23 protein-coding genes are annotated in these 25060 nt (G+C 57.6%); 11 read left to right on the top strand and 12 right to left on the bottom strand.

The window, feature by feature from the left end; genetic code table 11:
• From ATHL_RS01325 to ATHL_RS01310, 4 genes are read right to left on the bottom strand one after another with little or no spacing between them, the layout of a single operon-like run.
• On the bottom strand, window positions 1-753 hold the full coding sequence (locus ATHL_RS01325) for a CPBP family intramembrane glutamic endopeptidase (protein ID WP_062189001.1): 753 nt from the start codon (window positions 751-753) through the stop codon (window positions 1-3).
• An 18-nt stretch (window positions 754-771) separates the two neighbouring features.
• Window positions 772-1200 carry a bactofilin family protein gene (locus ATHL_RS01320; protein ID WP_062188999.1) on the bottom strand — a complete coding sequence of 143 codons (429 nt, stop codon included), beginning with the start codon at window positions 1198-1200 and terminating at the stop codon, window positions 772-774.
• Window positions 1190-2170: a NeuD/PglB/VioB family sugar acetyltransferase gene (locus ATHL_RS01315; protein ID WP_062188997.1), complete on the bottom strand. Its 981-nt coding sequence runs from the start codon at window positions 2168-2170 to the stop codon at window positions 1190-1192. The genes ATHL_RS01320 and ATHL_RS01315 overlap by 11 nt, the downstream gene beginning before the upstream one ends.
• A 7-nt stretch (window positions 2171-2177) precedes the next feature.
• Window positions 2178-2789 (bottom strand): DNA-3-methyladenine glycosylase, encoded by a 612-nt coding sequence (locus ATHL_RS01310; protein WP_062188995.1) that lies wholly within the window; start codon window positions 2787-2789, stop codon window positions 2178-2180.
• 88 nt (window positions 2790-2877) lie between these two features.
• Between ATHL_RS01310 and guaB the strand changes: the two genes are divergently transcribed.
• Window positions 2878-4317 carry an IMP dehydrogenase gene (gene guaB, locus ATHL_RS01305; RefSeq protein WP_062188993.1) on the top strand — a complete coding sequence of 480 codons (1440 nt, stop codon included), beginning with the start codon at window positions 2878-2880 and terminating at the stop codon, window positions 4315-4317.
• Window positions 4318-4356: 39 nt separating this feature from the next.
• On the opposite strand, the gene ATHL_RS01300 is transcribed toward guaB, so the two are convergent.
• Complete coding sequence (locus ATHL_RS01300) at window positions 4357-5640, bottom strand: DUF3048 domain-containing protein (RefSeq protein WP_084001083.1); 1284 nt, start codon at window positions 5638-5640, stop codon at window positions 4357-4359.
• A 57-nt stretch (window positions 5641-5697) separates the two neighbouring features.
• Here ATHL_RS01300 and ATHL_RS01295 point away from each other — a divergent pair, with 57 nt between their 5' ends.
• From ATHL_RS01295 to ATHL_RS01285, 3 genes are all read left to right on the top strand, one after another.
• Complete coding sequence (locus ATHL_RS01295; protein ID WP_062188989.1) at window positions 5698-6492, top strand: DUF2085 domain-containing protein; 795 nt, start codon at window positions 5698-5700, stop codon at window positions 6490-6492.
• Between the two features lie 21 nt (window positions 6493-6513).
• Window positions 6514-7077, top strand: a complete 564-nt coding sequence (locus tag ATHL_RS01290; RefSeq protein ID WP_062188987.1) for a DUF4126 domain-containing protein — start codon at window positions 6514-6516, stop codon at window positions 7075-7077.
• A 65-nt stretch (window positions 7078-7142) separates the two neighbouring features.
• The gene (locus ATHL_RS01285; RefSeq protein ID WP_062188985.1) at window positions 7143-7595 is read left to right on the top strand and encodes a hypothetical protein; all 453 of its coding nucleotides are present in this window, start codon (window positions 7143-7145) and stop codon (window positions 7593-7595) included.
• Between the two features lie 29 nt (window positions 7596-7624).
• On the opposite strand, the gene ATHL_RS01280 is transcribed toward ATHL_RS01285, so the two are convergent.
• Complete coding sequence (locus ATHL_RS01280) at window positions 7625-8107, bottom strand: ribonuclease FAU-1 family protein (RefSeq protein WP_062188983.1); 483 nt, start codon at window positions 8105-8107, stop codon at window positions 7625-7627.
• On the bottom strand, window positions 8107-9159 hold the full coding sequence (locus tag ATHL_RS01275) for an ABC transporter ATP-binding protein (protein ID WP_084001082.1): 1053 nt from the start codon (window positions 9157-9159) through the stop codon (window positions 8107-8109). Before ATHL_RS01275 ends, ATHL_RS01280 begins: the two co-directional genes overlap by 1 nt.
• A gap of 173 nt (window positions 9160-9332) precedes the next feature.
• Between ATHL_RS01275 and ATHL_RS01270 the strand changes: the two genes are divergently transcribed.
• Window positions 9333-10739 carry a PQQ-dependent sugar dehydrogenase gene (locus ATHL_RS01270; protein ID WP_062188981.1) on the top strand — a complete coding sequence of 469 codons (1407 nt, stop codon included), beginning with the start codon at window positions 9333-9335 and terminating at the stop codon, window positions 10737-10739.
• A gap of 81 nt (window positions 10740-10820) precedes the next feature.
• On the opposite strand, the gene ATHL_RS01265 is transcribed toward ATHL_RS01270, so the two are convergent.
• Window positions 10821-11252, bottom strand: a complete 432-nt coding sequence (locus ATHL_RS01265) for a YccF domain-containing protein (protein ID WP_062188979.1) — start codon at window positions 11250-11252, stop codon at window positions 10821-10823.
• Between the two features lie 215 nt (window positions 11253-11467).
• On the opposite strand from ATHL_RS01265, the gene ATHL_RS01260 reads away from it, so the two are divergent.
• From ATHL_RS01260 to ATHL_RS19110, 3 genes are all read left to right on the top strand, one after another.
• A complete protein-coding gene (locus ATHL_RS01260) occupies window positions 11468-12598 on the top strand; it encodes a phosphate/phosphite/phosphonate ABC transporter substrate-binding protein (RefSeq protein WP_062188977.1) in 1131 nt (376 codons plus the stop codon).
• A 65-nt stretch (window positions 12599-12663) separates the two neighbouring features.
• Entirely contained in the window at window positions 12664-13416 is a 753-nt protein-coding gene (gene phnC, locus ATHL_RS01255) for a phosphonate ABC transporter ATP-binding protein (RefSeq protein WP_062188975.1), read from the top strand.
• Between the two features lie 5 nt (window positions 13417-13421).
• Window positions 13422-15239, top strand: a complete 1818-nt coding sequence (locus ATHL_RS19110) for an ABC transporter permease subunit (RefSeq protein WP_062188973.1) — start codon at window positions 13422-13424, stop codon at window positions 15237-15239.
• Between the two features lie 459 nt (window positions 15240-15698).
• Here the strand turns inward: ATHL_RS19110 and ATHL_RS01245 are convergent, their stop codons facing one another.
• The gene (locus ATHL_RS01245) at window positions 15699-20039 is read right to left on the bottom strand and encodes a GAF domain-containing protein (protein ID WP_062188971.1); all 4341 of its coding nucleotides are present in this window, start codon (window positions 20037-20039) and stop codon (window positions 15699-15701) included.
• 159 nt (window positions 20040-20198) lie between these two features.
• Here ATHL_RS01245 and ATHL_RS01240 point away from each other — a divergent pair, with 159 nt between their 5' ends.
• Window positions 20199-20543 (top strand): hypothetical protein, encoded by a 345-nt coding sequence (locus ATHL_RS01240; protein WP_062188969.1) that lies wholly within the window; start codon window positions 20199-20201, stop codon window positions 20541-20543.
• A gap of 1 nt (window position 20544) precedes the next feature.
• A complete protein-coding gene (locus ATHL_RS01235) occupies window positions 20545-21081 on the top strand; it encodes a polyhydroxyalkanoate synthesis regulator DNA-binding domain-containing protein (protein WP_062188967.1) in 537 nt (178 codons plus the stop codon).
• A gap of 3 nt (window positions 21082-21084) precedes the next feature.
• Here ATHL_RS01235 and ATHL_RS01230 read toward each other — a convergent pair whose 3' ends face one another.
• The 3 genes from ATHL_RS01230 to ATHL_RS01220 all read right to left on the bottom strand — a co-directional run bounded on the left by ATHL_RS01230 (window position 21085) and on the right by ATHL_RS01220 (window position 23221).
• On the bottom strand, window positions 21085-21618 hold the full coding sequence (locus tag ATHL_RS01230) for a LysM peptidoglycan-binding domain-containing protein (RefSeq protein WP_062188964.1): 534 nt from the start codon (window positions 21616-21618) through the stop codon (window positions 21085-21087).
• Between the two features lie 38 nt (window positions 21619-21656).
• Window positions 21657-22121, bottom strand: a complete 465-nt coding sequence (locus tag ATHL_RS01225) for a c-type cytochrome (RefSeq protein WP_062188962.1) — start codon at window positions 22119-22121, stop codon at window positions 21657-21659.
• A 98-nt stretch (window positions 22122-22219) separates the two neighbouring features.
• Window positions 22220-23221, bottom strand: a complete 1002-nt coding sequence (locus tag ATHL_RS01220) for a uroporphyrinogen decarboxylase family protein (RefSeq protein WP_062188960.1) — start codon at window positions 23219-23221, stop codon at window positions 22220-22222.
• A gap of 95 nt (window positions 23222-23316) precedes the next feature.
• Between ATHL_RS01220 and ATHL_RS01215 the strand changes: the two genes are divergently transcribed.
• Complete coding sequence (locus tag ATHL_RS01215) at window positions 23317-24888, top strand: ADP-ribosylglycohydrolase family protein (protein ID WP_062188958.1); 1572 nt, start codon at window positions 23317-23319, stop codon at window positions 24886-24888.
• Window positions 24889-25060 lie beyond the last annotated feature (172 nt).

The raw sequence follows: 25060 nt of genomic DNA, 5'->3' as shown, positions 1-25060 counted from the left end.
TCAAACGAAGACGTTCAACCAGAGTGACATTGTACGATAAAGGATCGGTGCAAGCACATGACCGCTTTTTCGCATGAGCCAGCCACAAACCAACCCCTGCCCCAGTACCAACCCCAGCCCGATGAACGTCGCTGGCAAAGAACCCCCGGATAGAATCAGGGGCAGGCGCCAGGCTGCGTATGCCAGGCCAGCCACCAGCCAGCCCTGTGCGTCTCCCAGCCACCAGGATAATCGTAACTGGATATAACCGCGGAAAATCGTCTCTTCCGCGAAAGCAATCCCAAACGCACCGAGCAGATACCAGGCCTCTTCACTGCTAATGCCATTCACCACGTCCATCACCCGGTTACGCAGGAAAATCGTCAGCAAAGCCAGCGCCAACCCCACTCGCAAGGCTGGCCCGGTTGCAGCACCATTCCACCCCGCACTGCGCACAGGCTGCCCGCGCAGGAGCAGCGCCACTCCCACAGCCAGCAGTGAGAACACCGCCAGCGCCAGCGGACGACTCAATTCCGCGGCCACGCCGGGCAATGGGAACCACCCCCCAAGCATTCCACCCAGCTTCCCGGTGGCAAACAGAAACGAAAATAAAATAACCACCAGCGCCAGAGTTATGGCAACCAGTCCATCTCTCCGGGCATACTTAAAGCCAATGGGAGGGTGCCTGAACCGCGGAGAAAGAGATAACAGCCAGGTCACCGCAATGACCCCCAGCCACTCAGTAATCAATGCAACAATGGATGTTGTATACAAGGGAATTCCTCAATAAGGTCAGGCTTCTTCACCGGCGGGTTGCGTACCCTCCACCGGTTCTTCCTCAATGACAATCTCGATCTTCTCTTCCATGCGCACCTGTCCGCGCAAGAAAGCCCCTTCTTCTGTGGAGAGAGAAGTCGTCACCACATCACCCCACACGCGCCCGGTTCCACGGATTTCCAGTTTTTCGGCGATGATATTCCCGCTCACCGTTCCAGCCACAATCACCGTGTTAGCCTGTAACGTCTGGCAAACCAACCGCCCTGTTTCACCAATCACCACCAGCCCCCGCAGAGTAATGTCTCCCTCGAATGCCCCTTCAATACGCACCCCCCCTGTACCTCGCAGGTTGCCCTTCCAGAGGATCCCCGGCCCCAGCACGGAGGTAACCCGTTCCACCGGCGGCGCTACAGGAGGTGTCTGTGGCTGTTGTTTACGAAACATCCCCTTCCTCCCTCACTCCCGAACTGCCCCCCGGGCGGGGCGGCCAGAGGCTTCCCGCCCATACCCGTGTGCCTGCCGGCACATCGGCTTTGACATCGGCTCCGTTTCCAATCATGCACCCGGCACCCACCCTCACATTCAGGTTGACGGTGGCGTTCATCCCAATTTGCGTGAATTCCTCCACATGCACCCCACCGGCCAGGGCCGCCCCCGGTGATACATTGGTAACCCGGCCGAGAATACAATCATGCGCCACAATGGCTCCCACGTTGATCACTGAGCCGAAACCCACACGCACGGCACTGCCGATATACGCCTTGGGCATGACCTGCACCCCACCTTCCAGTACCGCACTCGGTTCAACCACAGCCGTCGGGTGAACCAGCACCGGGCAGGCAAAACCAGCCTGCGCCAGCACGTCAAAAACTCGCTGGCGCGATTGCGGATTACCAATGCCCCCCACGCCGTTGGCCGCCAGGCGTACCCCGCGGTCATGCCAGTCTTTCAATTGATCGGCCCCGCCGAGCACCGGCACCCCCAGCACATCACTGCCGTGCGGCATACCATCATCAATCACCCCCACCACGCGGAAAGTACGCATGGCCCTCAGCAATTCGATCACGGCTTTTCCATGCCCACCGCCGCCATAAACCAGAATCCCGGCGGCCTCCAGGGGCGCCTGCTCAGCATACGGCACCAGGCTGCCGGTGGGCTTACCCGAAGCCACGGTGGGCGCTTCAGCCAGATAACACAGCACCGCGCCGGGGAGAACCGTCTGGCCGGGACGGGCGTGAAGCCCAACCACATAGCCGCTGGTGGCGGCATGTAATTCCACCCGTTCATGGCGGCTCTCTAAACCGGCTAACAACTGCCCCTGCTCCACAGGTTGCCCCTCACGGATCGCCAGACTGGCAACCCAAATCGGTCCTGAATTTTCCAGAGATGGAATTTGCACAGCAACTGCGGCCATAATTCTTTTATACCATACTTGTCTCAAATGGATGTCCCCGGTGAGTATCAACTCGAAAACGCCAGGGCATGGAACGCCAGGGTTCGGGCACCCGGTCTATACCCACCCGAGGGCCGCTGAGGATGATGGAGTCAGTGAAGGGCGTACCCGGCTCAATCCACAGCCCGCTTTCAGGATTGGTCAGGTCAGCCGAGTTGAGAGAACCATCAATCGCGAACGCCTGACAGAGTTTGGCCGGGCCATCCGTCCAGTGGTGAGCGGGCACCCCGGCACGCCGCTCCGCCACCACGGAGTGACCCTCCACCACCTCCACTGCCCGGATCAGCACCGCCGCCGGGAACCCCTCCCGTTCGGTCACCACATTGAGCATCCAGTGCATTCCATAAGTAAAATACACATACGCATGCCCGGGCGGGCCATACATCACCCGTGTCCGCGAGGTATACCCGGAGCGGGCATGGCAGGCCAGATCCTCTTCACCACGGTACGCCTCAGCCTCTACGATAATGCCGCACAGGCGTGTTTGCCGATACCATCGCACCAGGCGCATCCCCAGCAAAGCGCGCGCCACCTCGACGGTATTCCGCTCGTAAAATGAAGCTGGAAGCGGTGACAGCATACGGCGGATATTGTACAATAGAAACCGCCAGGCAAAGCGGAGAACTTGGCTAAAATTCGTTTTGCCATGAACTTTTACCGGAGGAAATATGAAAATCCGTCCTGACCCAGGGCTGACTTTTGATGATGTGTTACTGGTTCCACGCCGTTCGGCGATCCGCAGTCGGCGAGATGTTTCCACGGCTTCCTGGTTAACCCCCGACATCCGCCTGCAGATTCCCATCGTCTCCGCCAATATGGATACGGTTACCGAAACACGCATGGCCATTGCCATGGCCCAGCACGGCGGCATCGGAATCATCCACCGCTTCATGACCATCCAGCAACAGGCTGAGATGGTGGAGCGAGTCAAACGCGCCGAAAACATGGTCGTTGAAGATCCTATTTCCATCCGTGCCAGCGCCACCATTGCCCAGGCACGCCAGCTGATGGCCGAGGAAGAGGTCGGCGGCCTGATGGTCACCGATGAAAACGGGATCTTGCTGGGCGTGGTCACCACCCGCGATGTGCTCCTTGCCGAAACTCCTTCCGATTCGGTGCAAACGGTGATGACACCCCGCGAACGGTTGATTGTGGCCAGCAAAGACGAAACGCTGGAAAACGCCCGCCGCAAACTGCACTCTTACCGCATCGAAAAACTCCCTCTGGTTGATGAGGAAGGGCACATCGTCGGGCTGATCACCACCCAGGATATCGTGAAAATTGAGCAACATCCCGATGCCACCAAAGACTCGCGCGGGCGGTTAATGGTGGGCGTGGCCGTTGGCGCTCGCGCCGACGACCTTGAACGTGCCGCCGCCTGTGTGGCCGCTGGCGCCGATGTGCTGGTAGTGGATATTGCCCATGGTCATTCAGACCACACCCTGCAGATGGTCTCCAGCCTTAAAAAACGCTTCTCCGTTCCCGTCATCGCCGGAAACGTGGCAACCGCCGAAGGCGTGCGCGACCTGGCCGATGCCGGCGCTGATGCGGTGAAGGTGGGGGTGGGGGCCGGTTCCATCTGCATCACCCGCCTGGTTACCGGGTTCGGCGTTCCACAACTTACCGCCATCCTGGAATGCGCCGAAATGGGCCACCGCATGAAGGTACCCATCATCGCAGATGGCGGAGTGCGCAACTCAGGCGACCTGGTGAAAGCGCTTGCCGCTGGTGCCAGCACAGTGATGCTGGGAAGTATGCTGGCCGGAACCGACGAAAGCCCCGGTGCGCCAGTTGTACGCGGAGGCCGGCGGTATAAAGTGGTGCGGGGTATGGCCTCGCTTACCGCCAACATCCAGCGCAAAGCCATTGAAAAGGGAGAAATCAGTGAGGAAGACTGGGGTGAGGTCGTACCCGAAGGAGTTGAGGCGGTCGTGCCCGCACGCGGCGCAGTGGCTGATATTCTCCACCAACTGGTGGGGGGTCTGCGCTCCGGCTTAAGTTATGCCGGTGCCCGCAACATCGAAGAGCTTTGGGAAAAAGCCGAATTTATCCCCATTACCCGGGCTGGCATGGAAGAATCCGGCCCCCACGATGTGGAGAAATTCTAACCCGTCAATCCATCGGCCCGGGCATAACCCGGGCTTTTTTTATGGCACAATGCCGAAGGTAAAGCGCCAGGCTCCATCCGCCTGCTGTTCCACCTTTGAAGAAGCACCGATCACCTCAAACCACGTCTGGCCGGGTTTAAAGGGGAAAGGTTGCCCGTCACTCCCCAGCAGGGTAAGGGGGGTGTCTTTTCCGGCCCGCTTATAGGTGACTTTGTACACTTTTCCATCGCGCGCCAGCCACGCCGGGCCACTGCCTCCATCATATTGCTGGCCATCACAGGCAGTATATCGCCCCGCATTCGGATCGAGAAGAATTTCTACCACCTCAATTTCATTGGATCGATAAAAATACTGGTGGGGCACACACATCGTTACCACATTATCGGCGGCAATGGGCTCGCCGGTGAGCTGATCAGTCAACTGAACATAAACCTCGTTGTTGCGGTTGACATCATTCTGTGCATCGACGAAGCGAAAATAACGACCACTGACGGAGTCGTAATCCCAGCGATTATAAATGGCTCCAGAGTAACGCACAAACACACGGTTGCCTTCTCCGCCGCCCTCCGGGGGCTGCATCTGGAAGAACATTCCATCCAGCACCTGACGGGTGTTGTCAATCCCGCGGCTTTTAAGGTAAGCATTCATCTCGGTCGTGTTGGCCATGAGAAAATTCCGCTTCTCTGGTTCAAAACGGCACAGAGCCGGACACGAAAAGTTATTCTCCAGCACCAGGCGAGACGAGAAGTCAGAGTTCACAATCCGATTCCATACCGCCCAGTACGCCGAACCAAAAATAAAGACCGCCCGATACATGGGCACAAGCATGGTATCAAAGAATCGCCCGGAACGAATGGGGCCCACTTTTTCGGCATCCGTGCCGTAGAAAACAGCCGCAAAGCGCGTACCGCCCTGTTCGGTGTAATACTCGTAAACCAGATCAGCCCGCGAAAGCCCAAATTGTGGGCGGTCGTCGCGGGGAAGGTTTTCCACTTTAATCAGCAAGGGGCGCCGATCGAGCACGGCAGGGTCGGCTACCTTCAAGCCTGTCAGAGGGTTGACGTCTGCAGGAAAGTTCGTTGGCCCCATCCCCTGGGGCGGGTAATTGGGGGTGGGGTACGGAGTAGCAGTGGGTTCAGGGGTAGCGCTTGGCGCCAGGGTTGAAGTGGGCGGCAAAGAAGTGGGGGTGGGCAGCGCCCGGGTTGGAGTAAGCGTGGGAGTTGGGGCCTGGGGAATCACCACCGAACATGCGCTGAGCAGAATCAGCGCCGGGCACAGCATTCGCAGGAAGAGTTTCATGGTCACAGGGTTTTTCCTCATCATTCTTTGGAGTATATCAAAAAACCGACACCAGAGAATGGTTATGAGTATAATCCTTTTATGTTCCGATCGCTCTTCTGGAAAGCCCTGCTTGTGCTCTTTACCCTGGTTTTATTGGGTGTCTGGCTGATTGAGACGCCCCCCGGCCTGCTGGGCAAAGCCGATGCCGTGGGCTACGCCGTATGTCACCGCGCCCCGGCCCGCTCCTTCCTGCTGGGAGACCGGCCCCTCCCCCTGTGCGCCCGTTGTTCGGGTACCTTCCTGAGCGGATTAATGACCCTCATCTTCATCCTGCGCCTGGGACGGCGCGGTGAACTGCCCGACCTGAAAACCTCCCTCCTGCTGGGAGTTTTTGCCGTGGCCTTCGGGCTGGATGGAGTCAATTCACTCGCACACACCCTTCCAGGGGCACCCTCCCTGTACCCCTCTCAAAACTGGCTGCGCCTTCTCACCGGAACAGGGGTCGGTATGGGGATCGGCGCTCTCCTCGCACCGGTATTCAACCAGGCCCTCTGGGCAAATTTCGATTCGCGCCCGTCCCTCGGCTCCTGGCGGGAGCTGTTGACACTGCTGGGGTTGGCTGCCTTGCTCGATCTGGCCATCCTCAGCGAAAACCCTTTTCTGGTTTATCCACTGGCCGTGCTGAGCGGTCTGGCCGTCCTTTCCATCCTCACCCTGACCTATTCTACCCTCTGGGTGCTTTTCTTCAAACGAGAAAACAGGTATCATCAATGGAGAGAGGCGTGGGTGCCGCTCCTAGCTGGTTTTGCCACCGCCCTGTCGCAAATTGCGCTATTAGACGCTGTGCGCTTCATTCTCACTGGCACCTGGTCAGGCTTCAATCTCCCCGGTTAATTTGGTCAGAAGGGAGGACTCGTGGATCTTCTGGGCATTTTCTCAGCCTTCGGGCTTTCAGCCAGCGCTGGCCTGAACGCCTATATCCCTCTGCTGGTCATCGCTCTGCTGGCGCGCTTTACCCATCTGATCCAGTTAAGCAAACCCTGGGACGCCCTCACCAGCTGGTGGATCATTGGCCTGCTGGTGGTGCTTTCGTTGATCGAATTTTTCGCCGATAAAATCCCCGCCGTCAATCACATCAACGACCTCATCCAGACCTTTATCCGCCCGGCCGCGGGGGCCATTGCTTTCGCCGCCAGTGCGCACGTCATAACCGAGATCCATCCCATTCTGGCCATTGGAGCCGGGATTCTGATAGCAGGGGGTGTCCATGCGGTTAAATCGCTGGCTGTGCGCCCGACGGTTACTGCCGCCACCGGTGGGGCTGGCAATGTACCAGTTTCCATTGCCGAGGATGCCCTCTCAACCGCGCTTTCGATCATTGCAGTTGTCCTTCCAGTGCTGATCGCCTGCATCCTTGTGCTTCTTACTGCGTATATTATCTGGAGGCTTTACCGCCGCCGAAGCCTTCCCAACGCCTGAGCTCATCCTCAGGGGTGGAAGAGCCGCTTATCCGCATTGATTCACAGTAATAAGGAGACAAACCCATGAGTGAAGAAAAACAACCCTTCGATGAACAGCCCCAGGAAAGCGCAAGCGAGCCCTACCAGCCTGTGGAAGATTACACCCCGCCCACTGCTGAACCTCCTGCCGAAATGAGCGACACCACCCCCGCCCCGGAATTGTTTGCTCCCCCCAGCATCGATGCTTCTTCCTTCCCCGGTGGCGAGGCGGCATCATCCGGCCAGGTTGAACAACCAGCAGCGCCACCCCCTGCTGAGCCATTCACCCCATCCCCCACACCTCAGACGGGCGGCACTGTGCCGCCTCCGCCCGGCGCGCCAGCCGCAAAAGGCAGTCTTAAGTGGTGGGTCATTCTGCTCATCGTCCTGGCCGTGCTCTGTTGCTGTTGTGTAGTCGTGGTGGCGGTCATTCTGGCTTTCGTGCCCGTCCAGGAAATGTTCAACTTCAGCCAGCTGCTGCGCCTGCTACCGGCATAAACCCTTCGTCACCTGACTTCCTGCCCGGTTTATTCGGGCAGGAAGTCAGGCGTGAGGCGGAAACCCTGCTCCGGTTTCACCAGCCTCTTCAGCTCTTCCAGCGCCGCCCAGGCCTGTTGCCTTGTGGGCGCATCCAGCTCAAGCAGGGCAAACTCGTCTGCATCGAGCACCAGCTGGCGGCCATCGGGGTAAACCAGAATATCAAGCGCCAGGTCTACATACCGGATCTCCCGCCCGGTAAACTCCGCCGGGCGGGTAACGTTACAGTACCAGGCTTTGATCTCCCCGCTTTCCCGATCGTGGATTTCAAACAGGTTGTACCAGCGGTCGTTGAAATAGGCCTCCAGGAACAGGTCGCCCCGCCGCATGACAATCTCGTGAAAGGGGAGATCATCGCGGTTGAAATGTGCTTCCAGAAACACCCCCCGCCCGGTGCACCTGACTAACCTGCCGTGGTACCGCCAGGTTTCTTCCCCGCTGATATTCAGTTTAATCACCGTCACATCATCCATCAGCGTGCCTCCCGGTATGCCAGAATATTCTCAGCCGGAAGCACAAGCCCCACCTTTGCTCCCCGGGAGACGGCTCGATTGACATGGAACGAGAACACTTCACCCTCTGGCAGGCGCAACTCCAGGTAATACCCTCCCCCACGGAACACCACATCATCTACGTGTCCTCGGATAAGAACCCCTTCTGAATCCGCTCCCTCTAACCGGGCGCCCTCCGGGCGAAAGAGCAGAACTGCCTCATCACCGATCCGAAATACATCTCCCCCTGCCGGGCTGGCACGGAACCGCCCCAGGGAGGTTTCAACCTCAAGCGGTTCTACTTTAACCACGCGTCCACGAGTCAGGTTCATCTGCCCCAGGAACGCCGCCACCCAGGGAGTGGCCGGATGGGTATACACCTCATCCGGGGTGCCGGCCTGCTCAATTCGCCCCTCATGCAACAACAAAAGGCGGTCGGCCAGCTGAAAAGCCTCTTCCTGGTCGTGGGTGACGTAAATCGCCGGGATGCGGGTAGTGCGCAGTAAATGACGAAGTTCTTCCAGCAACTGCTCCCGCAGAGTGCGATCAAGCGCCCCCAGCGGCTCATCCAGCATTAACAGTCGCGGGCGGGGTGCCAGGGCGCGCGCCAGTGCCACCCGCTGTTGTTCTCCACCCGAGAGATCCGTCACCCGGCGGGAGGCGAATTTCTCCAGGTTAACCTGCTTCAAAGCTTCCGCCACCCGCGCTTCCACCTCAGCGCGCGGCAGGCCCTGCATACGCAGGCCAAAAGCCACATTTTGCGCCACATTTAAATGCGGGAATAAGGCGTAATCCTGAAACATCAGGCCAAAACCCCGTCGATGAACCGGTACCCTGGCCAGATCTACCCCCGACCATAAAACTCGCCCGCTTTCAGCTTCTTCAATCCCGGCAATGATGCGCAAGAGTGTGCTTTTCCCGCTCCCCGAAGGTCCCAGCAGGCAGAGCGTCTCTCCCTCCTGCAAACTGAAGGTGATCCCTCGTAAAAGCGGCTGGCCGTCGTATGTTTTGGTGAGTTCCTGTACTTCGAGCATGTTTCTCCTCGTGGTGCTTTAGTTTTACCATGAAGTGTTCTCCCGGAGGAGGTTGGCAGCCAGACTTCTGTAAAGGCGTTCAACGGCGTAACCATTTCACCAAAAACAAGACTTATCAGATAAAATAAAACCAGTTAAACTTACCAGTTAGATCCCGGAATCGAGACTTCAGGATGAATCAAGAACGTTTTGAAAAACCCTCACATGCCTCCAGGGAGAATAAGAAACCATTCCAGCACCACTTTTTTTCTTCCTGGCTGCGGGGGGGAATGGTCACGCTGGCCCTGCTTCTCTTCGCTGGCGTTTTCACCCCCTTTTCCGTCACCGCTGTGACGCCCGGGCCGGTCATTTATCTCCCCGTAATCAGCCGGGGAGGGCTGCCCCTGCCCCCACCCGATGAAGCCAGCAACCGTCTCAGCGTTCCACCCGGATTTGCCATTCGTATCTACGCCTCCGGCTTGCCTGCCCGCCCCCGCCTGATGGAAATCGGCCCGGATGGCTCGCTTTATGTGGCCCTTCTTGACGCCGGGAAGATTGTGCGCCTGCCTGACCGCAACCAGGATGGCCTGGCTGATGGGGTGGAGACGGTCATCAACGGCCTGAGCGGCCCGCACAACCTGGAATGGTTCGATGGCTTCCTGTATGTGGCTCAGAACGATAAAATCCAGCGCTTTACCGACGCCAATGGAGACGGCCTCTTTGAGCGTGATCCTTCCTTTCAGATTGACCTTCCCGGCCCCCTGGGACACTCCACACGTACCCTTCATTTTGGCCCGGACGGCAAACTCTATGTCTCGGTTGGCTCAAGTTGCAACATCTGTGACGAATCTGGACCCTATACGGCCAGTGGGTACGACCCGCGCCGGGCGGCCATCCTGCGTTACAATCCGGACGGCACCATTCCCAGCGATAACCCCTTTAGAAACGCGTCTGATACCCGGTTGCGCGCCGTCTGGGCCTACGGGCTGCGCAACAGCGTGGATTTTACCTGGTCTCCCTCAGGGCAACTCTGGGCCAGTTCTCACGGTTCCGACAATTTGCTCGATAGCAATGGCCAGCCCGATACCCTTCCCCCCGAAGAGCTGATCATTCCGGTGCAGGCAGGGCAAAGCCACGGCTGGCCTTACTGTTATACCCCCGTTTCAGGCTTAAACAACCCACCCCAGCCCGAAATCCGTGATCTGCGAATGCCTCTGCCGGCCGGTTTTACCTGTGCCATGGCCATCCCGGCCCTTTTCACCGGCCCGGCCCATGCCGCACCAATCGGCCTGGGCTGGGGGCCAAACAGTGAATGGCCTGCCGCCTATCGCGATGATCTCTACCTGGCCCTGCACGGATCATGGAATACCAACAATCCCGCCAATTATCGGGATTGTAAAGTGGAGCGCATTCTGATCGAAGGGGGAGCGGTGACCGGGAGTATGAGCTTTGTCAATGGTTTTCGCGCCCCGGGGCAAAAATGTGGTGACTCCTCATCCTACGGACGCCCGGCGGATGTTGTAACCAGCCCCAGAGGTGAAATGTTCATTTCAGACGATAAAAGCAACCGTATCTATCGGGTCATTTATACCGGCCAGTAGCCTCAGAATCCAGAGGCGCGGGCAGGATAACCCGCGCCTCTGGATTTTTCCAGCACCCTGGTTGGATGCTCCACTCAGGCATTAACGGCGCAGCGTAAGCACCGCAGGAACCTGATCAAACATCCAGAACCCCAGAGGAATACCGATCACTGTGGTGCACAGCAGATAAGCTGCCTCCATCCACAGGGCTGAGAACCACCAGCCAACCAGCAAGAAGTATAAGGCTCGCAACAGGAAAGGCAGTTGAGGGCGCTGTGCTTCGCTCAGCATCACCCGGCCATCCTCAAACCGAACCACCTTCACTTCCCGATCAGGCTCTCGCAGTGCAATCACCCGCGGCAGCTTGTTCAACATGGCAATCCCGATCGGCAGGCCAAGCACGGTGATCATCAGCACCCAGGCGATCACCATCCAGATCTGCCCCAGCCAGATACCCACAAAAGCAAACCACAGAAGTTGCACCAGGCAACCGGGGTTGCGTTTGGTTTCAACAGTAACGGTTGGTCCCATCATCTCATGCTCCTTTCATCCCTGGTAATCCGATAATGTTTCACTGATCATTCAGGTATACGCCACACAGATAAAAAAGTTGCGCCCGGTAAAGTGCCCGAACCTATAACAGTATCACTGTTTCTTAACTTAAAAATAGTTGTCCGTTAACCCAAATGGGATTAAGATTATTCCTGTCGGGTCTTTAAACCCGAAATCTTTTCATCGAGGAGAGGAAAGTGAAAGTCTCGCGCTTAACTCACATTCTTCTGGCTGTCCTGGTGACAGCCACCCTGTTGCTGGCGGCCTGCCAGCCAGCGGCAACGCCCGAACCGACGGCTACCCCCACCCAGGCACCTACTAATACCCCGGTGCCCCCTTCACCCACGCCGGAACCGCCCACGGCTACCCCTGAACCCGCCATTGGCTCTCCTGAACACCCCATTAAGGTGCTGTTCGTCCCCTCAGTAGACGCCAACGTCATCGTCTCCGGCGGGAAGATCATGGCCGATGCCCTCAACAAAGCCACCGGCCTTACCTTCGAAGTGAGCGTGCCCACCTCCTATGCGGCCACCATCGAGGAAATGTGCGCCTCACCCAAGGACACCATCGGCTTTATCCCCGGACTCGGTTATGTGCTTGCCAACCAGCTGTGTGGTGTTGACGTGGCTTTCAAGGCCGTGCGCTTCGGGTCGGATGTCTACTGGGCCCAGATTCTGGTCCCTCGCGACAGTGATATCAAAGAACTGAAGGACCTGGATGGCAAGAAGTGGGGTTACACCGACCCCGGTTCCACCTCCGGTTACCTCGTTCCTCTGGCCATGTTCAAAGATGCCGGTATCAAACCCGGAGAATCAGTTGAAACCGGCGGACACCCCCAGGCCGTTAAAGCTGTGTACAACGGAGAGGTGGATTTCGCCACCACGTTCTATACCCCGCCCCTGAAGCCCGCCGACCAGCCAAAATGGAAGGAAGGGGATGCTCCCGATATTCCCGATGAGCTTGTGCCTACCTGCAAGGTCACCGAAGACAAGAAGAATATCGACTGCTCTGGCTGGACGGTTCTGGATGCCCGCCGCAACATCCGTGAGGAAGCCCCCGACGTGATCCAGAAAGTGCGCGTACTGGCCATTTCGCCCGCTATCCCCAACGATACCCTTTCCTTCGGTCCTGAATTCCCCGCCGACCTGCGCGCTCAGATCGAAAAGGCGCTGGTGGAATTTGCCAAGACCGAAGACTGGCAGAAATCAATCGGCAGCCAGGATTTCTACGGCTGGACGGGCCTCAGCCCGGCCAAGGACGCCGACTATGACTTCGTCCGCAAGATGGTCGAAGCCGCCGGCATCACCCTCGAAAGCCTCGGCAAGTAATTCCGTTTTTTACTCACAGAACGGGCAGGGCACTCCTGCCCGTTCTGTTCTACCATTCATGACCCATGCTTGAAATTAAGAACCTGACCAAAATTTATCCCGGGGGCGTCCAGGCTCTGACCGATGTGAGCTTTGACGTGCCCGCAGGGCAGTTCGTGGCCATCATCGGCCTCAGTGGCTCGGGCAAATCGACCCTGCTGCGGTGTATAAACCGGCTGGTTGAGCCTACCTCCGGGCAAATTCTCTGGGACGGGCTGGACATCACCGCTGCATCTCGAGAAGACCTCCGCCTCATCCGTCGGCGGATCGGAATGGTATTCCAGCACTTCAACCTCGTCCAGCGTTCTACCGTGCTGACCAACGTGCTCAGCGGGCGGCTGGGATATGTCAACCCGGCGCTCAGCCTGATTAACCGCTTTCCCCGGAAGGATATTGAAAAAGCCATGCGTCAGTTAGAACGGGTGGGCATCGCCGACAAAGCCAACGTCCGTGCTGATGACCTTTCGGGCGGCCAGCAACAACGGGTAGGCATTGCCCGCGCCATGATGCAGGATCCGGATATGATTCTGGCAGATGAGCCCGTGGCCTCCCTCGATCCCGTCCTTGCCCACAGCATTATGCAATACCTGGAAAAAATCAACAAGGAAGACGGCGTCACCGTGCTCTGCAGCCTGCATTTTCTCGACCTTGTACATCGTTATGCCGACCGGGTTGTGGCGCTCAACGAAGGCCGGAAAGTATTTGATGGCCTGCCGGGAGAAATTGATGATCAGAAATTCAAAGAAATCTACGGCCGCGACGCCGAACGAGTGGGGTAGAAACTATGCAGAAACCAAACCGGCAATTGCTTAAATCTGCTGGGCTGGGGCTGGCCATCCTTTTCGGGTTAGTGGTATATGCTTATGGGTTTCAGGTCACCAAAGTTAACCTTGATGAAACCCGCTCACCGCGTCGGCAGGAACAACTTGTGCGCATTCTACGGGCACTGGCCAAACCCGACCTGGTCACCTTCCAGCAACAGGAAGTAGAAATTGATCTGCCTTATTATGTTCCCTGCCCCGAGGGAGGCGTTCCTGAACCCACGATAGATCGTTCCCGGCCCTATATCGAAGCCGATCCACCCTGCGCTTCTCCGGGCGAGACGATCACCGTGCATGGGTATCATTTTGCCCCCAATTCCAAAGGCCCGCTCAATTTCATCCCCCCCAGCGGGGTTAAATTGACCATAGGCACCATCCAGGCCGACGAACAGGGCAACTTCTCGTTGCAGGTCAAACTGCCCAAACGAGACAGCCCCGAAGTACAGCACCTGCGTGCGACTACCCGCCTGAGCGTAGGGGCTCCCATGCCCTCGCGTACTGCCATCGAAACCTGGGACAAAATCGTTGAAACGGTATTCCTGGCCCTTCTGGCCACCACCTTCGGCACCTTACTGGCTGTACCTCTCAGTTTCTTTGCCGCCTATAACCTGATGAGAGACGTCACCAGCCCGGTTCTGGCAGTAGCCCTTAATCTGCTCCTGCTCCCGGTAGGGTTCTGGCTGGGTTCACAGGCCGCAGGCCTGATCGGGAACCTGACCTCTCCGCTCCGCACCAGCGCCCTGTGGAGTCTCCTCGGAATGGGAGCAGGTCTGAGCCTGGTCTACTTGGCTATTCGCTGGGCCATCCCTCCTGAAGACCTGGCTTCCCCTGGCCCATGGTTGCGTCTGGCACGCATCCTCGTGCTCCTTGGGGCCTCTCTTCTTGCCCTGGCCGTCTTCTCCTTCTTCTCCAGCATCCTCATCCTCAGCGGCAGCTGGCTGGAGAGTCATCTGGGGAATTTCGGGTTCATCGGGACTTTCATCGCTGATCTGGGCGATATTCTGGGCATGCTCCTCTCGGTCATCGCCGCGCTTGGGGGTGCAGGGCTGGCCACCAGTCTGGCAGGCTCCATCGGGCGCCACCTCAGCCGGAGACTTCCAGAATCGGGCCTGAAAATGCTTAACGTAGTACTTGCCGCAGCAGCGGGAGCGCTCCTCCTTATGCTCATGATGGCCGCCCTCGACTGGTTTTATCAATTCAACAATCCTCTGGTAACCCGAATCATCCCCGCTGGCATCGGGGCCATTCTGGGGGCTGTCATTGCCCTGCGCCTGGGCGTGCACGATGAATTGCCTGTGGGCATGGCCATTTACTTCATTTCACGCACCATTTTCAATGCCCTGCGTTCCATCGAAGCGCTCATTATGGTGATTGTCTTTGTGGTCTGGGTGGGAATTGGTCCCTTTGCCGGGGTGCTGGCGCTTTCATTGCACACCGTAGCTGCCCTGGCCAAACTTTATTCCGAGCAGGTTGAAAGCATCATGGAAGGGCCCATCGAAGCGGTATCCGCTACTGGCGCCAGCCGGCTTCAAACCATCATGTATGCAGTCATCCCTCAGATCATTCCCCCGTATATTTCTTTTACCATGTACCGCTGGGATATTAATGTGCGCATGTCCACCATCATCGGCTTTGCAGGGGGCGGCGGCATTGGCTTCCTGCTTTATCAGAACATCAATCTGCTTAACTACCGTGCGGCCAGCGCCCAGATGCTGGCCATTGCCATCGTAGTCGCCAGCATGGACTACCTGAGCGCCAAGTTGCGCGAACGGGTCATTTAAGGCACCCATCGCACCTTTTTCCGTTACCGAGACCGCCCCCGGTTCCATTTTGCCGGGGGCGGTCTCGTGTCACAGTCACATCCTTTTCCGGCAAACACGGATCGCATCTCTACCCACCCGCGATAACGCCAATGATCCTCCAGGGTTTGGTCCCTGAAATTACCGCGTCGGGCAAGGCGTAGCCTCATCACCTATGCTGGCCAGTATTCGCAAATGGGAAGGACGAATTACACAGGTCATAGCAGGGTTTGAATCTCCACCAAGAGAAGCGCGGTAAGGTCACAGAAGATTGGATGGGGTTCTGGCCTTTGCCCCGGCCCGGGTGGTCAACGTTTCTTCCGCGGGGCGCCGGAATGCTAACCTGATCTGGACAACAAATATTCTAAACGCGGGAAGAGCGCCCCTTCTTTCCTGGAGCCTTACCATACCCCCATCACCCGCCACCTGTGGAATCGCAGTTTACGGTTCGTCGGCCTGCCTGCCACGATGTGCATCTGTGATTGACTGATCCAGCGAAACCTGACGCCAGTATTCCAGGCGATCGCGCCCATTAGCTTTAGCCCGATAGAGGGCCTCGTCGGCCTGCTTCACCAGTGCTTCCAGCGAAATGGTCGGCTCGGTGAGGGTGGTGACCCCGATCGAAATGGTGATTGTAACGTTCACCTCACCCACCTGGAACGGCCTGGAGCGCACCACCTCCAGCAGGCGTTCAGCCGCCGGGCAAGAAGGCTGGCATCCGCTCTCCGGAAGTACAAAACAGAACTCTTCACCCCCATACCGACCAATGAGATCGACCTCACGCATCACACTGCGAAAGCGCCGCGCCAGTTCGCGTAACACACCATCTCCCACCGGGTGACCATAACGGTCATTGACCAGCTTAAAGTGGTCGATATCAGCGATCAGCAGAGTGAGCGGGCGATTGAAGCGCCGACTGCGCTCCAGCTCATGCCGGGCAAGTTCAAAGAACCCCCGTCGGTTGTATAAACCAGTCAGGGGGTCGGTCATGGCCAGTTGCTGCTGGTGAGAATGGAGCACAGCGTTTTGCAGCGCCATGCCTGCCTGATGACTGTACAACTGCGCCAGTAACGCCTCGGCTGACGTAAACGGCTGCACCTTCGTCCGCCCCAGAGCAATCGTCCCGATGGTTTCATTCCCCGCCCGTAATAAAATACCCATCCATGAGCGAATCGAATAAGTTTCGCCCCAGTTTTTAAAACGCGGATCACTCTGAGCATCCGTCAATAAAAGCGGTTGGTCCCTGGCCTCCAGGTCTCGTTGCAAAGGATCATCCTTCGGAAAACACTGCCTGAGGAAGGCTTCTCCCATAGGAATGTTGCGATAAGCCAGAGGACGTATTCCTTCCGGGGTGTAAAGATAAACAACCGCCGTATCAAAGGCAATCAGTGTTTCAAGGTGCTGGATGATAAGTTGCGCCACCTCGCCCAGATCCAGGGTAGTAGTCAGGGCGAGTCCGGCCTGCCGTAAGCGCTCCGATTCAGCGGCCCTTCGTTCTGCCTCGTGCAGGGCGTTCATCCGCGCCAGGATCAAGGCGATTTGTCCGGCGGCCTGCTCAATCACAGCGATTTCGGAGGGGGTAAACTGGTAGTAGTTCACAAACCCCACCAGCAAACCACCCAGCTTCTGCTGGTTCACTTTTAATGGCACCCCCAGCAGAGAAGTGATCGGGAAAATACTTGCAACATGCGGAGGAATTATAGAACTCTGACGAATATCCTCCACCACCACCGAACGGCCATCCCGCATCATCGTAAAGGTAAGATTAATTTCCCCTGGTTCGGGGATATCCTGTGTGTACAAATCAGCATTCGGCCCGTATGCCGCCAGAGGGATCGTTTGCCTCGTCTCCTCCTCCCAGGCCGTCATATACGCCCCATCGGCGTCTACCAGCGCCGCCACCCGGCGAATCACCTCCTTCAGCACACCTGAGGCCTCTCCCCCTGCCAGTGCCAGCTGAGTGATCTCATTCAGCAGCATTAATTGGCGCGCCGTTTTCCGCGTGGACTCGAGGAGCTGGGCATTGGCCACCACCCAGGCGGCCCGCTCGGCAAAGGTAACCAGCATGCGCCGGCGGCTCTCGTCAAAGGCGTCCAGTTCAGGGCTTTCCAGGTTGAGTGCGCCAATCACCTCGCCACCGGCAATCAATGGCACAACCAGTTCCGAACGAATATGTGGATCGGCATTAATATAACGCGGGTCACGCGATACATCCGGTGCATACACCACTTCTCCGCTTCTAACCGCTGCCACCGTCAGGCCGGGGCCATCCAGGGGGAGCGAAAAAGAACCCAGGGGCATATCTCCCCCTTCACGGAACAGATTCAATTGCTGACGCTCTCGGTCAACCAGCAGAAGGCCACAATGAGCACGGTTGAATTCCTGCACCATTGCCCGGGTAATTTCTTCCGCCACTGTGGCCAGGTCACTCCCGGCGGCAAACAGGGGCGCCAGGGCACGCAACAGCGTGTTGGTCTCTTCCGCCTGGGTGCGTGTGGCCTGATACAACCGGGCATTCTCCATCGCCACAGAGGCCTGATTGGCAAAGGCCTGTAACGGTTCACTGTGTTTTTCGTGGTAGAACCCCGGTTGAGCACTGCTTACATTGACAAAGCCAATCACCTTCCCGCGCGAGTGCACCGGAGCCGTTGCAAAAGAGCGAATCCAGCTCGATTCTGGCTGGTGCACCCATTCTGATTCGCGCCAGGTATCGGGTATGATGACCACCTGGCCGGTGGAATAGGCACGCTCCATCACTTTAAACTGGCTGAGTGGATAGCGCCACTCCCGGGCCTGGGGTTCCAGTTGCGATCTCCCCCGCTTTCGCACCATTCGCAACATGTCGTCTTCCAGCATCATCAGGTTGGCGCCATCGTGGGCAACCACCTTTTCCAGGTTTTCCAGCAGGCGGTCAATGACCTCTTCAAACTCCAGTGTACTGGAAAGTGCAGCTGTTACATCGCGCAGAGCTTCAGCCAGCACGCGTTGTTCGTGTTCGGCCTGGAGCAGACGGGCATTCCGCAGGGCAATCGCCGCCTGGCGCGAAAAGGCCTCCAGCACCTCTTTCTGGATAGCGCTGTATGCCACCGGGCGGTCATGGAAGCAGACCAGGCTAACCATCGGGTCTCCACCGGTTGCCAGTGGCCAGGCAGCGTACCCCTGAATTCCCCCGCCTGCCTGTTGCCAGAAGGAACGCGGTTCTTCGGGGAGCGCATCCAGGCACTCTATCACTTCGGGCGCTGGGCTGACCGGCAAAAAGAACCCCGGAGAGGCTTTCTCACGGGCGAGAAGTGAACGCACCAGGCGGGCAGGTAAATGATGCGTCCACAACGCGCTCAGGGTTCCTTCGGAATCGCGCTGGAAGATTGCCGCCCGTGAAGCACCCGAAAGATCGATCAGGCCATTTCCGATGGTATCGATCACTTCGTTAACGCTCAACGGGCGATTTAAAAGGCTGGCCAGCCCTGCCAGTCGGCTCATCAGCCGTGAATTTTCACGGCTTTCCTGGAAATCCTGCAGCCGCTGGAAGGCCACCCCCAGTTGCTGGCCAATGATCTCCAGCAAGTGAAGATCGGTTTCTACCCACTGCCGTGGCTGTAAACTGGCCAGGTCAATCCGCCCGATGGCCTGCTGACCGGCGCGAATCGCCATGCTGACCGAAGTGCGGATGCGGTTTTGCACAATGTCTCTGGCATAAAAAGCCTGTTCGGGAGGAAGCGCATCTTTCATCCAATCCTGCACAGCCAGCCGAACATCGTAATGAGTATGGACATATCCCATCACCTGATCGGCCAGCTGGCGGAATTCTTCCGGGTAACTTGCCGCCACCACCTTCCCGTCCAGCACGATCCACCCAAATTCCGCCCCCAGGGTGGGTAAAATCAGGCGCAGAGAATTTTCGGCCAGCTCATGCACCGTAAAAGCCGACGACGCACTGGCGATAACGCGGTTAAGCATTTCCAGACCAGCCGCCCGCTGCGCCAGGTCCCGGTTAGCCTGTTCCAGTTCAGCCGTACGTTCGGCTACCGTAAGCTCCAGACTGCGGTTCAACGCCTCCAGTTCCCGCTGTTGCTCTTCAATCCGATCGAGCATCTGGTTGAGCGCCCGGCTCAGATCATCCAGCTCGGCCAGGGCATGCGGCCCGGCTCGCAATTGCCAGTCGCCCTGCGAAATTCTCAGCGCCAGGTCATGCAGACGCCCGAGCGGAAGCACGCTCATCGTCCAGAGCAGCCCCACAGCAGCAAAACCGAGCACCAACGCCAGCAGCACGCTCCGCAGAATGCCTTCAAACTGCATCAAGCGGACATCGAGCAGTTCAGGCTGCAGGGTAACTTCGCGAAGTAAGAGGCGCGCCTGTTGAGGGTTTTCCGCAGGAATTCGAACCGCAACCTGTAAAACATCACCCTTCGGTTTCCACCGAAAGGCATGTCCTTGATCCAGCGCCTCGGTGATCAACGCCGCGGGGAGCGGATCATCCATGCCACCGCTGCGGCTTTCCACAATCACCTGACCGTTTTCTCGCAACAGCATCAGGCGCTGGGCACGGGTAGCCTGTTGCAGCCAGCCTACCTGCCGCACCACCAGCCCCCAGTTATCCCATTGAATCGAATCCGTGAGCGCATCTACAACGGCATGCGTTACCTCTTGCTCGCTCTCGGCAAAGGTCTGTTTGAGAACGGCAATCTGGCGATTCGTCTGATACCATTGTGAAAAAAAGCTCGCCAGCAATGCCGCCAGCAAGCTGAAGACTACCAGCCAGGAAAACCGGATACGAACATTCATGCAGTGTGATAGAAAAAGAAGAGAAGCGCCGAAATGGCTGACTTTAAATCCAGTATAGCATAAACCCCACCGTTCATGCTTTACAGATGCTTGACAGGATGACGCGACGCGTTATAATGAGTGTAATAACGCATCGCGTCATGAGAATTGGAGGATAAAATGACTGCAGAAAAAGAAGAAAAGAGTAAAGTTCGGGGCTCGCTTTACGAAGCCACCCGCACCCTCTTACTCGCCGCCATTGGCGCAGCTTCGCTGGCCCAGGACGAACTCTCGGCCTTTATGGACCGGCTGGTCGAGCGTGGTGAAATGGCCGAAGCCGATGCCCGCAAGCTGGTGCGCGAGGTGATGGAGCGCCGCGAGAAGATCGAACGCGAACGGCGCCAGCAGGAACAGAAGACCAGCGGCGCCACCCCCATCACCCGGGCAGACATCGAAGCCCTTGCCGCACGCATCGCTGAACTGAGTCGGCAGATCGAGGAGCTGAAAAAAGCCTCTGAAAAGTGACATGCCGCTGATTAAACGTTACGCCAACCGCAAACTTTACGATACCCAGTCCGGGCAGTACGTCACCCTTGAGGATGTTGCAGAATTCATCCGGCGCGGGGAGGAAGTCAGGGTGGTGGATCATCTCACCGGTCGCGACCTGACCTCGCTCACACTGATGCAAATCCTTTTTCAGGAAGAAAAAAAACTGGGTGAGCTGCTCCCCCGCGCCGTGCTCACCCATCTGATCCGCACCGGCGATGAAACCCTGGAAACCATACGTGCCCGGCTTCTGGCCGCATTTGACCCTCAGGGCATGGTCGAAGACGAAATCCGCCGTCGGGTCGAAAACCTGGTGCTGGAAGAAAAACTGGCAGTGTCTGAGGCTTCGCGCTTACTTGACCTTTTACTTGACCCCGCCCACCGCTGGGAGTCAACCCGTTTTTCTCCTGAGCGGCCCCTCAATGAACCACAGAACCGCGCACCCGACCTTCAGAAGCTCCTGCGGCAAGTAGAACAGTTAGAACAGGAGCTGGAATCGCTCCGCCAGAATTTGTAATTTTCACGACTTGCGGAAACCCGCCCAGATTGTCCAGACCAGCCCCAGCGCGCATACCACAATCATCCCGATCAGCAAAGGGCGCCGGAAGTGGGTTACCAGCTCCGTTGAAGCCGCAATCAGGGGCGAAAGAGTGGGGGTAGGGGTGAAAGTTGGCAAAGGAGTGCGCGTGGGAACAGGCGTGCGGGTCGGCGTGACCGGCGTTGGCGTGCGGGTAGGCCGTGGTGTTACCGGTGTAATGGTGGGGGTGAGAGTAACGGTTGGCGCCAGCCGGATGATTAACTTCTGGCCGGGAAAAATCAGGTTCGAGGTGGGGGCCATGCCATTCAGGCCGCGAATTTCTTCCATACTGACCCCATACGAGGCCGCGATCATCGCCAGGCTTTCTCCCTCCGCTACGATGTGAACAATCGCACCATCGGGCATCGGCGTCGAGGTAGGAATACCCTGTGCCGCGGCGTGGTTCACCCGGCCCAGCCACAACAGCGGGAGCACCAGCAAAGAGATCCAAAAATATCGGGGCATGCGGAAAAACATGCCCCGATTATAGCCGGAAGGAGGCAGAAACGGGAGACTTACTTTTGATTGAGCTGGATTACATACGCAATCACATCCGCAATTTCTTGCGGCTGAAGCATCCCGTCATCGCCAAATTTCGGCATCGAAAGGGCAGGGCTGCTCCCTGCCGGAGTCGACCCATGTTCCAGGAACAGGTCGATATTGGTGGCAAAGGTTTTGGCATCCTGGCTCACGAGCGTCGGGTCAATCGGGTTTAACGCAGGCACCTCGCCATCGTCAGAGCCCGGGTTAGCCACCCCTCCTTTTCCTTCTTCCCCGTGGCACGAAACACAGTTCGCCTGGAAAATCTCTGCCCCTTTGACGGGATCACCCTTCAGATTGACCGCCTCACCTGCCCCACCGGGATTCAACGGACGCGCAGGCTCTTCAGCGGCAGGCTTTCCTCCACATGCCGCCATGCCCACCGCCAGGATCATTCCCAGAACGATTCCTGCCAGCGCTGGATACTTCACCCGAACCATAAAACCTCTCCTTTCGATCCACCTGGAAAGGCAATAACGACCAGAAGCGCCGGAGATCGTGGCATGCGCTGGTTCTGGTTTCTTTATCCTATCACAATTCAAATCCCATGCGCGCCGATTTTTAAAAATTCTTCACACATGGCCTGAATGGCCTCCGGTCGATGACCCGCCCCACGCGGGTCGGTGTACCACCTGGGAATGAACCCACCTTCCGGGCGACCCAGCAGTGCGGCCATTTTGCGGCAGTAAGCACGAATTTCATCCAGCGTACCGTACACCATGGTCTTTTGAATATCCACTGGCGCAAAGAAAGTTAACCGTCCCCCAAACCGTGCCCCCAGAGTTTCCAACCCCATGTTTTCCTGCTGATCCATGTGGATCACCTGCAGCCCGATCTCGATCAAGTCATCCAGAATATCCACAATATAGCCGCATGAATGCAGAAAAGTCAGCAAACCGGCTTCGCGTGCCGCGCCAAAGATGCGCGCGTACCGCGGTTTCCAGATTCGCCGCCAGGCCTGGGGAGAGATCATCAAACGGTTTTGCAATCCCCAGTCATCGCTAAAAATCAGGCCGTCGGCGCCTGCCTCAGCATACCGCTGAATGGCGTACAGATTCATATCCACCAGGATGTCAAGCAATTCACCAAGCCGGTCGGGGGCGTCATAAATGTCCATCCAGGTGTTTTCCAGTCCACGGATGAAATGCACCCGCTCGTAAATCGATAGGCCCGAAGCCAGAATAAAACGATCGCCAGCTCGCTCGCGCAAACCATCCAATACACGCCAGCGGCGCTCTTCACGAATATCCGGAATTTTAAGGCGCTCAAAGTCTGCCCAATCCTTAAGCGGAAAATCCTTCACCTCACCGAGCTGAGTAAACCCCTTATTCGCCCACACAGCCCCCCACTCATCTTGCCCTGAAGAGGGACGGTTATCCGGGGAAGGAGAAAGCCCCACCCAGAGAAAATCACTCCCGTAAGGTTCTGGAAAATCATAGGGCAACCGGGGTGCCCCCTGAAACAACACCGTCCGTCGAACGATTTCCCTTGAGGTCCACTCCATCTTTCCCTCCACATTCACATCCTTCCGTCCATCCATAGATATATAATAGTATAAGGTTCGCTTCCATTCCATTTTCTCAGGGGCATGAAAATTCTCTCACCAGGGCTCTTCTTCCCCACGGAAGGTTTGGTATGATCTATCTCAATCTACAGGAATATCGTGACAGGGTGCTCGGTTGCTGGATGGGGAAAAACATCGGCGGGACGCTCGGTGCCCCCTTCGAATGGCGTCGGCAAACCAACCAGGTGACGTTTTACACCCAGGATCTGGGCGGCGATCCCCTCCCTAACGACGATCTGGATATTCAACTGCTCTGGCTGGTAGCCCTGGAAGAAATGGGCATTCATCTGGATGCCCGCACCCTGGCCGAATACTGGTGCATTTATGTGACCCCTCACTGGGCCGAATACGGTACGGCAAAAAACAACATGCGCCTGGGCCTGTTGCCCCCCTACTCGGGCAGTTTCCAAAACGAATATAAGGATAGCTGTGGAGCTTTTATTCGTTCAGAAATCTGGGCGTGCATTGCCCCCGGTTGCCCTCAGCTGGCTGCTCATTATGCCTATCAGGATGCCATCCTCGATCACGGAGATGGAGAAGGGACTTTTGCGGCTGTCTTCTGCGCCACACTCGAAAGCGCCGCCTTTGTCGAACACAACCTGCGCAGGCTTATCGAAATCGGCCTTTCCTACATCCCCACCGATTGCGCCATCTCCGGGGCTGTGCGCCTGGCCATGCAGGCTTACGATGAAGGACAACCCTGGGACGCCGCCCGCGATCTCATTTTGCAACACTTCCGCGGCAGCAGCCACGCGGGTGTCCCTGAACTCACCTCGCTCCCCGACCGCGAGAAAGGTTTTCACGAGGGTAAACGCGGCTGGGATGCTCCCTCCAACCTTGGCCTGCTTGCGCTGGCTCTCCTATATGGTGAAAATGACTTTGCCCGCACCGTTTGTACTGCCGTCAATTGCGGAGAAGATACCGACTGCACCGCCGCCACTGCCGGATCGATCTTCGGCATTTTAAATGGCTTCCATGCCATTCCACCGCGCTGGATCGAACCCATCGGGCGAAAAATTAAAACCGCCTGCCTCAACCTCGGAGAACTGGGATATTTCGGCAACCAGCTCCCCCAGGATGTGGACGAAATGACTCGCCGCACCGAGGCCATTGCCCGGCAGGTGCTGGCCGGCTTCCACCTTCCCGTACAGCTGACCGAAGCCGCAACGGATCTTTCGGGCTTTCAGGCGGATTCCCTGTTTGCCAGAGAGCCTTCGATCCGCTCCCTGGAGAGCCTGACGCCCCGCCCCTCCGCCCCACCCGATTACAGCAACCTGCATGCTGTGATCCACCGATTCCCGTTCTATGAAATTTCTGTGGACCTCGGCGCCGATCCACTGGTGCGGGACGGACAATCCAAAAAAGTAATCCTCCGTATTCGTAATCTTTACAAAATTCAGGATCATCTGCGTATTCACTGGTACCTGCCCGATGGCTGGCAGGTCTTCCCTTCCGCCGATGGCAGCCTGTTTGCCCCCACCGCCTGGCTGGCTCACCAGCCCGCCACCGAGGCTGCCTTTGAGCTGGTTACCGACCACGTGCAGGGTGACGTCATCCGTTTTGCGGTTGAAATTACCGTTGTCGGGCGCCCAACGGTGATGCTGATACCCGTGCTCCTGGTAAACGGGAACCTGGTATCGTGAAGAAATCGCTTTTCTCTCCATGGATAGGGATTCTCATCACGGGGGCGGCGTTACCCCTCTTGCTCAGCGCCTGTACAACGTGGCTGTTCCCTTTCTCCACCCCCACCTCCACCTTCGAACCCGGGTGCAGCCAGCCCCACTGCCAGACTCTCACCACCGTCCCCTCCCTGCC

The organism is Anaerolinea thermolimosa, from assembly GCF_001050195.2.
Lineage (GTDB): Bacteria > Chloroflexota > Anaerolineae > Anaerolineales > Anaerolineaceae > Anaerolinea > Anaerolinea thermolimosa.
This window is presented reverse-complemented; position numbering and strand designations above follow the sequence as displayed.

Bases quoted from the DNA above. Each gene is read 5' to 3' on its own strand.
- ATHL_RS01320 (WP_062188999.1), bottom strand. From the start codon at position 1,200: ATGTTTCGTAAACAACAGCCACAGACACCTCCTGTAGCGCCGCCGGTG.
- ATHL_RS01315 (WP_062188997.1), bottom strand. From the start codon at position 2,170: ATGGCCGCAGTTGCTGTGCAAATTCCATCTCTGGAAAATTCAGGACCG.
- ATHL_RS01310 (WP_062188995.1), bottom strand. From the start codon at position 2,789: ATGCTGTCACCGCTTCCAGCTTCATTTTACGAGCGGAATACCGTCGAG.
- guaB (WP_062188993.1), top strand. From the start codon at position 2,878: ATGAAAATCCGTCCTGACCCAGGGCTGACTTTTGATGATGTGTTACTG.
- ATHL_RS01300 (WP_084001083.1), bottom strand. From the start codon at position 5,640: ATGATGAGGAAAAACCCTGTGACCATGAAACTCTTCCTGCGAATGCTG.
- ATHL_RS01295 (WP_062188989.1), top strand. From the start codon at position 5,698: ATGTTCCGATCGCTCTTCTGGAAAGCCCTGCTTGTGCTCTTTACCCTG.
- ATHL_RS01285 (WP_062188985.1), top strand. From the start codon at position 7,143: ATGAGTGAAGAAAAACAACCCTTCGATGAACAGCCCCAGGAAAGCGCA.
- ATHL_RS01280 (WP_062188983.1), bottom strand. From the start codon at position 8,107: ATGGATGATGTGACGGTGATTAAACTGAATATCAGCGGGGAAGAAACC.
- ATHL_RS01275 (WP_084001082.1), bottom strand. From the start codon at position 9,159: ATGCTCGAAGTACAGGAACTCACCAAAACATACGACGGCCAGCCGCTT.
- ATHL_RS01270 (WP_062188981.1), top strand. From the start codon at position 9,333: ATGAATCAAGAACGTTTTGAAAAACCCTCACATGCCTCCAGGGAGAAT.
- ATHL_RS01265 (WP_062188979.1), bottom strand. From the start codon at position 11,252: ATGATGGGACCAACCGTTACTGTTGAAACCAAACGCAACCCCGGTTGC.
- phnC (WP_062188975.1), top strand. From the start codon at position 12,664: ATGCTTGAAATTAAGAACCTGACCAAAATTTATCCCGGGGGCGTCCAG.
- ATHL_RS19110 (WP_062188973.1), top strand. From the start codon at position 13,422: ATGCAGAAACCAAACCGGCAATTGCTTAAATCTGCTGGGCTGGGGCTG.
- ATHL_RS01245 (WP_062188971.1), bottom strand. From the start codon at position 20,039: ATGAATGTTCGTATCCGGTTTTCCTGGCTGGTAGTCTTCAGCTTGCTG.
- ATHL_RS01240 (WP_062188969.1), top strand. From the start codon at position 20,199: ATGACTGCAGAAAAAGAAGAAAAGAGTAAAGTTCGGGGCTCGCTTTAC.
- ATHL_RS01235 (WP_062188967.1), top strand. From the start codon at position 20,545: ATGCCGCTGATTAAACGTTACGCCAACCGCAAACTTTACGATACCCAG.
- ATHL_RS01230 (WP_062188964.1), bottom strand. From the start codon at position 21,618: ATGTTTTTCCGCATGCCCCGATATTTTTGGATCTCTTTGCTGGTGCTC.
- ATHL_RS01225 (WP_062188962.1), bottom strand. From the start codon at position 22,121: ATGGTTCGGGTGAAGTATCCAGCGCTGGCAGGAATCGTTCTGGGAATG.
- ATHL_RS01220 (WP_062188960.1), bottom strand. From the start codon at position 23,221: ATGGATGGACGGAAGGATGTGAATGTGGAGGGAAAGATGGAGTGGACC.
- ATHL_RS01215 (WP_062188958.1), top strand. From the start codon at position 23,317: ATGATCTATCTCAATCTACAGGAATATCGTGACAGGGTGCTCGGTTGC.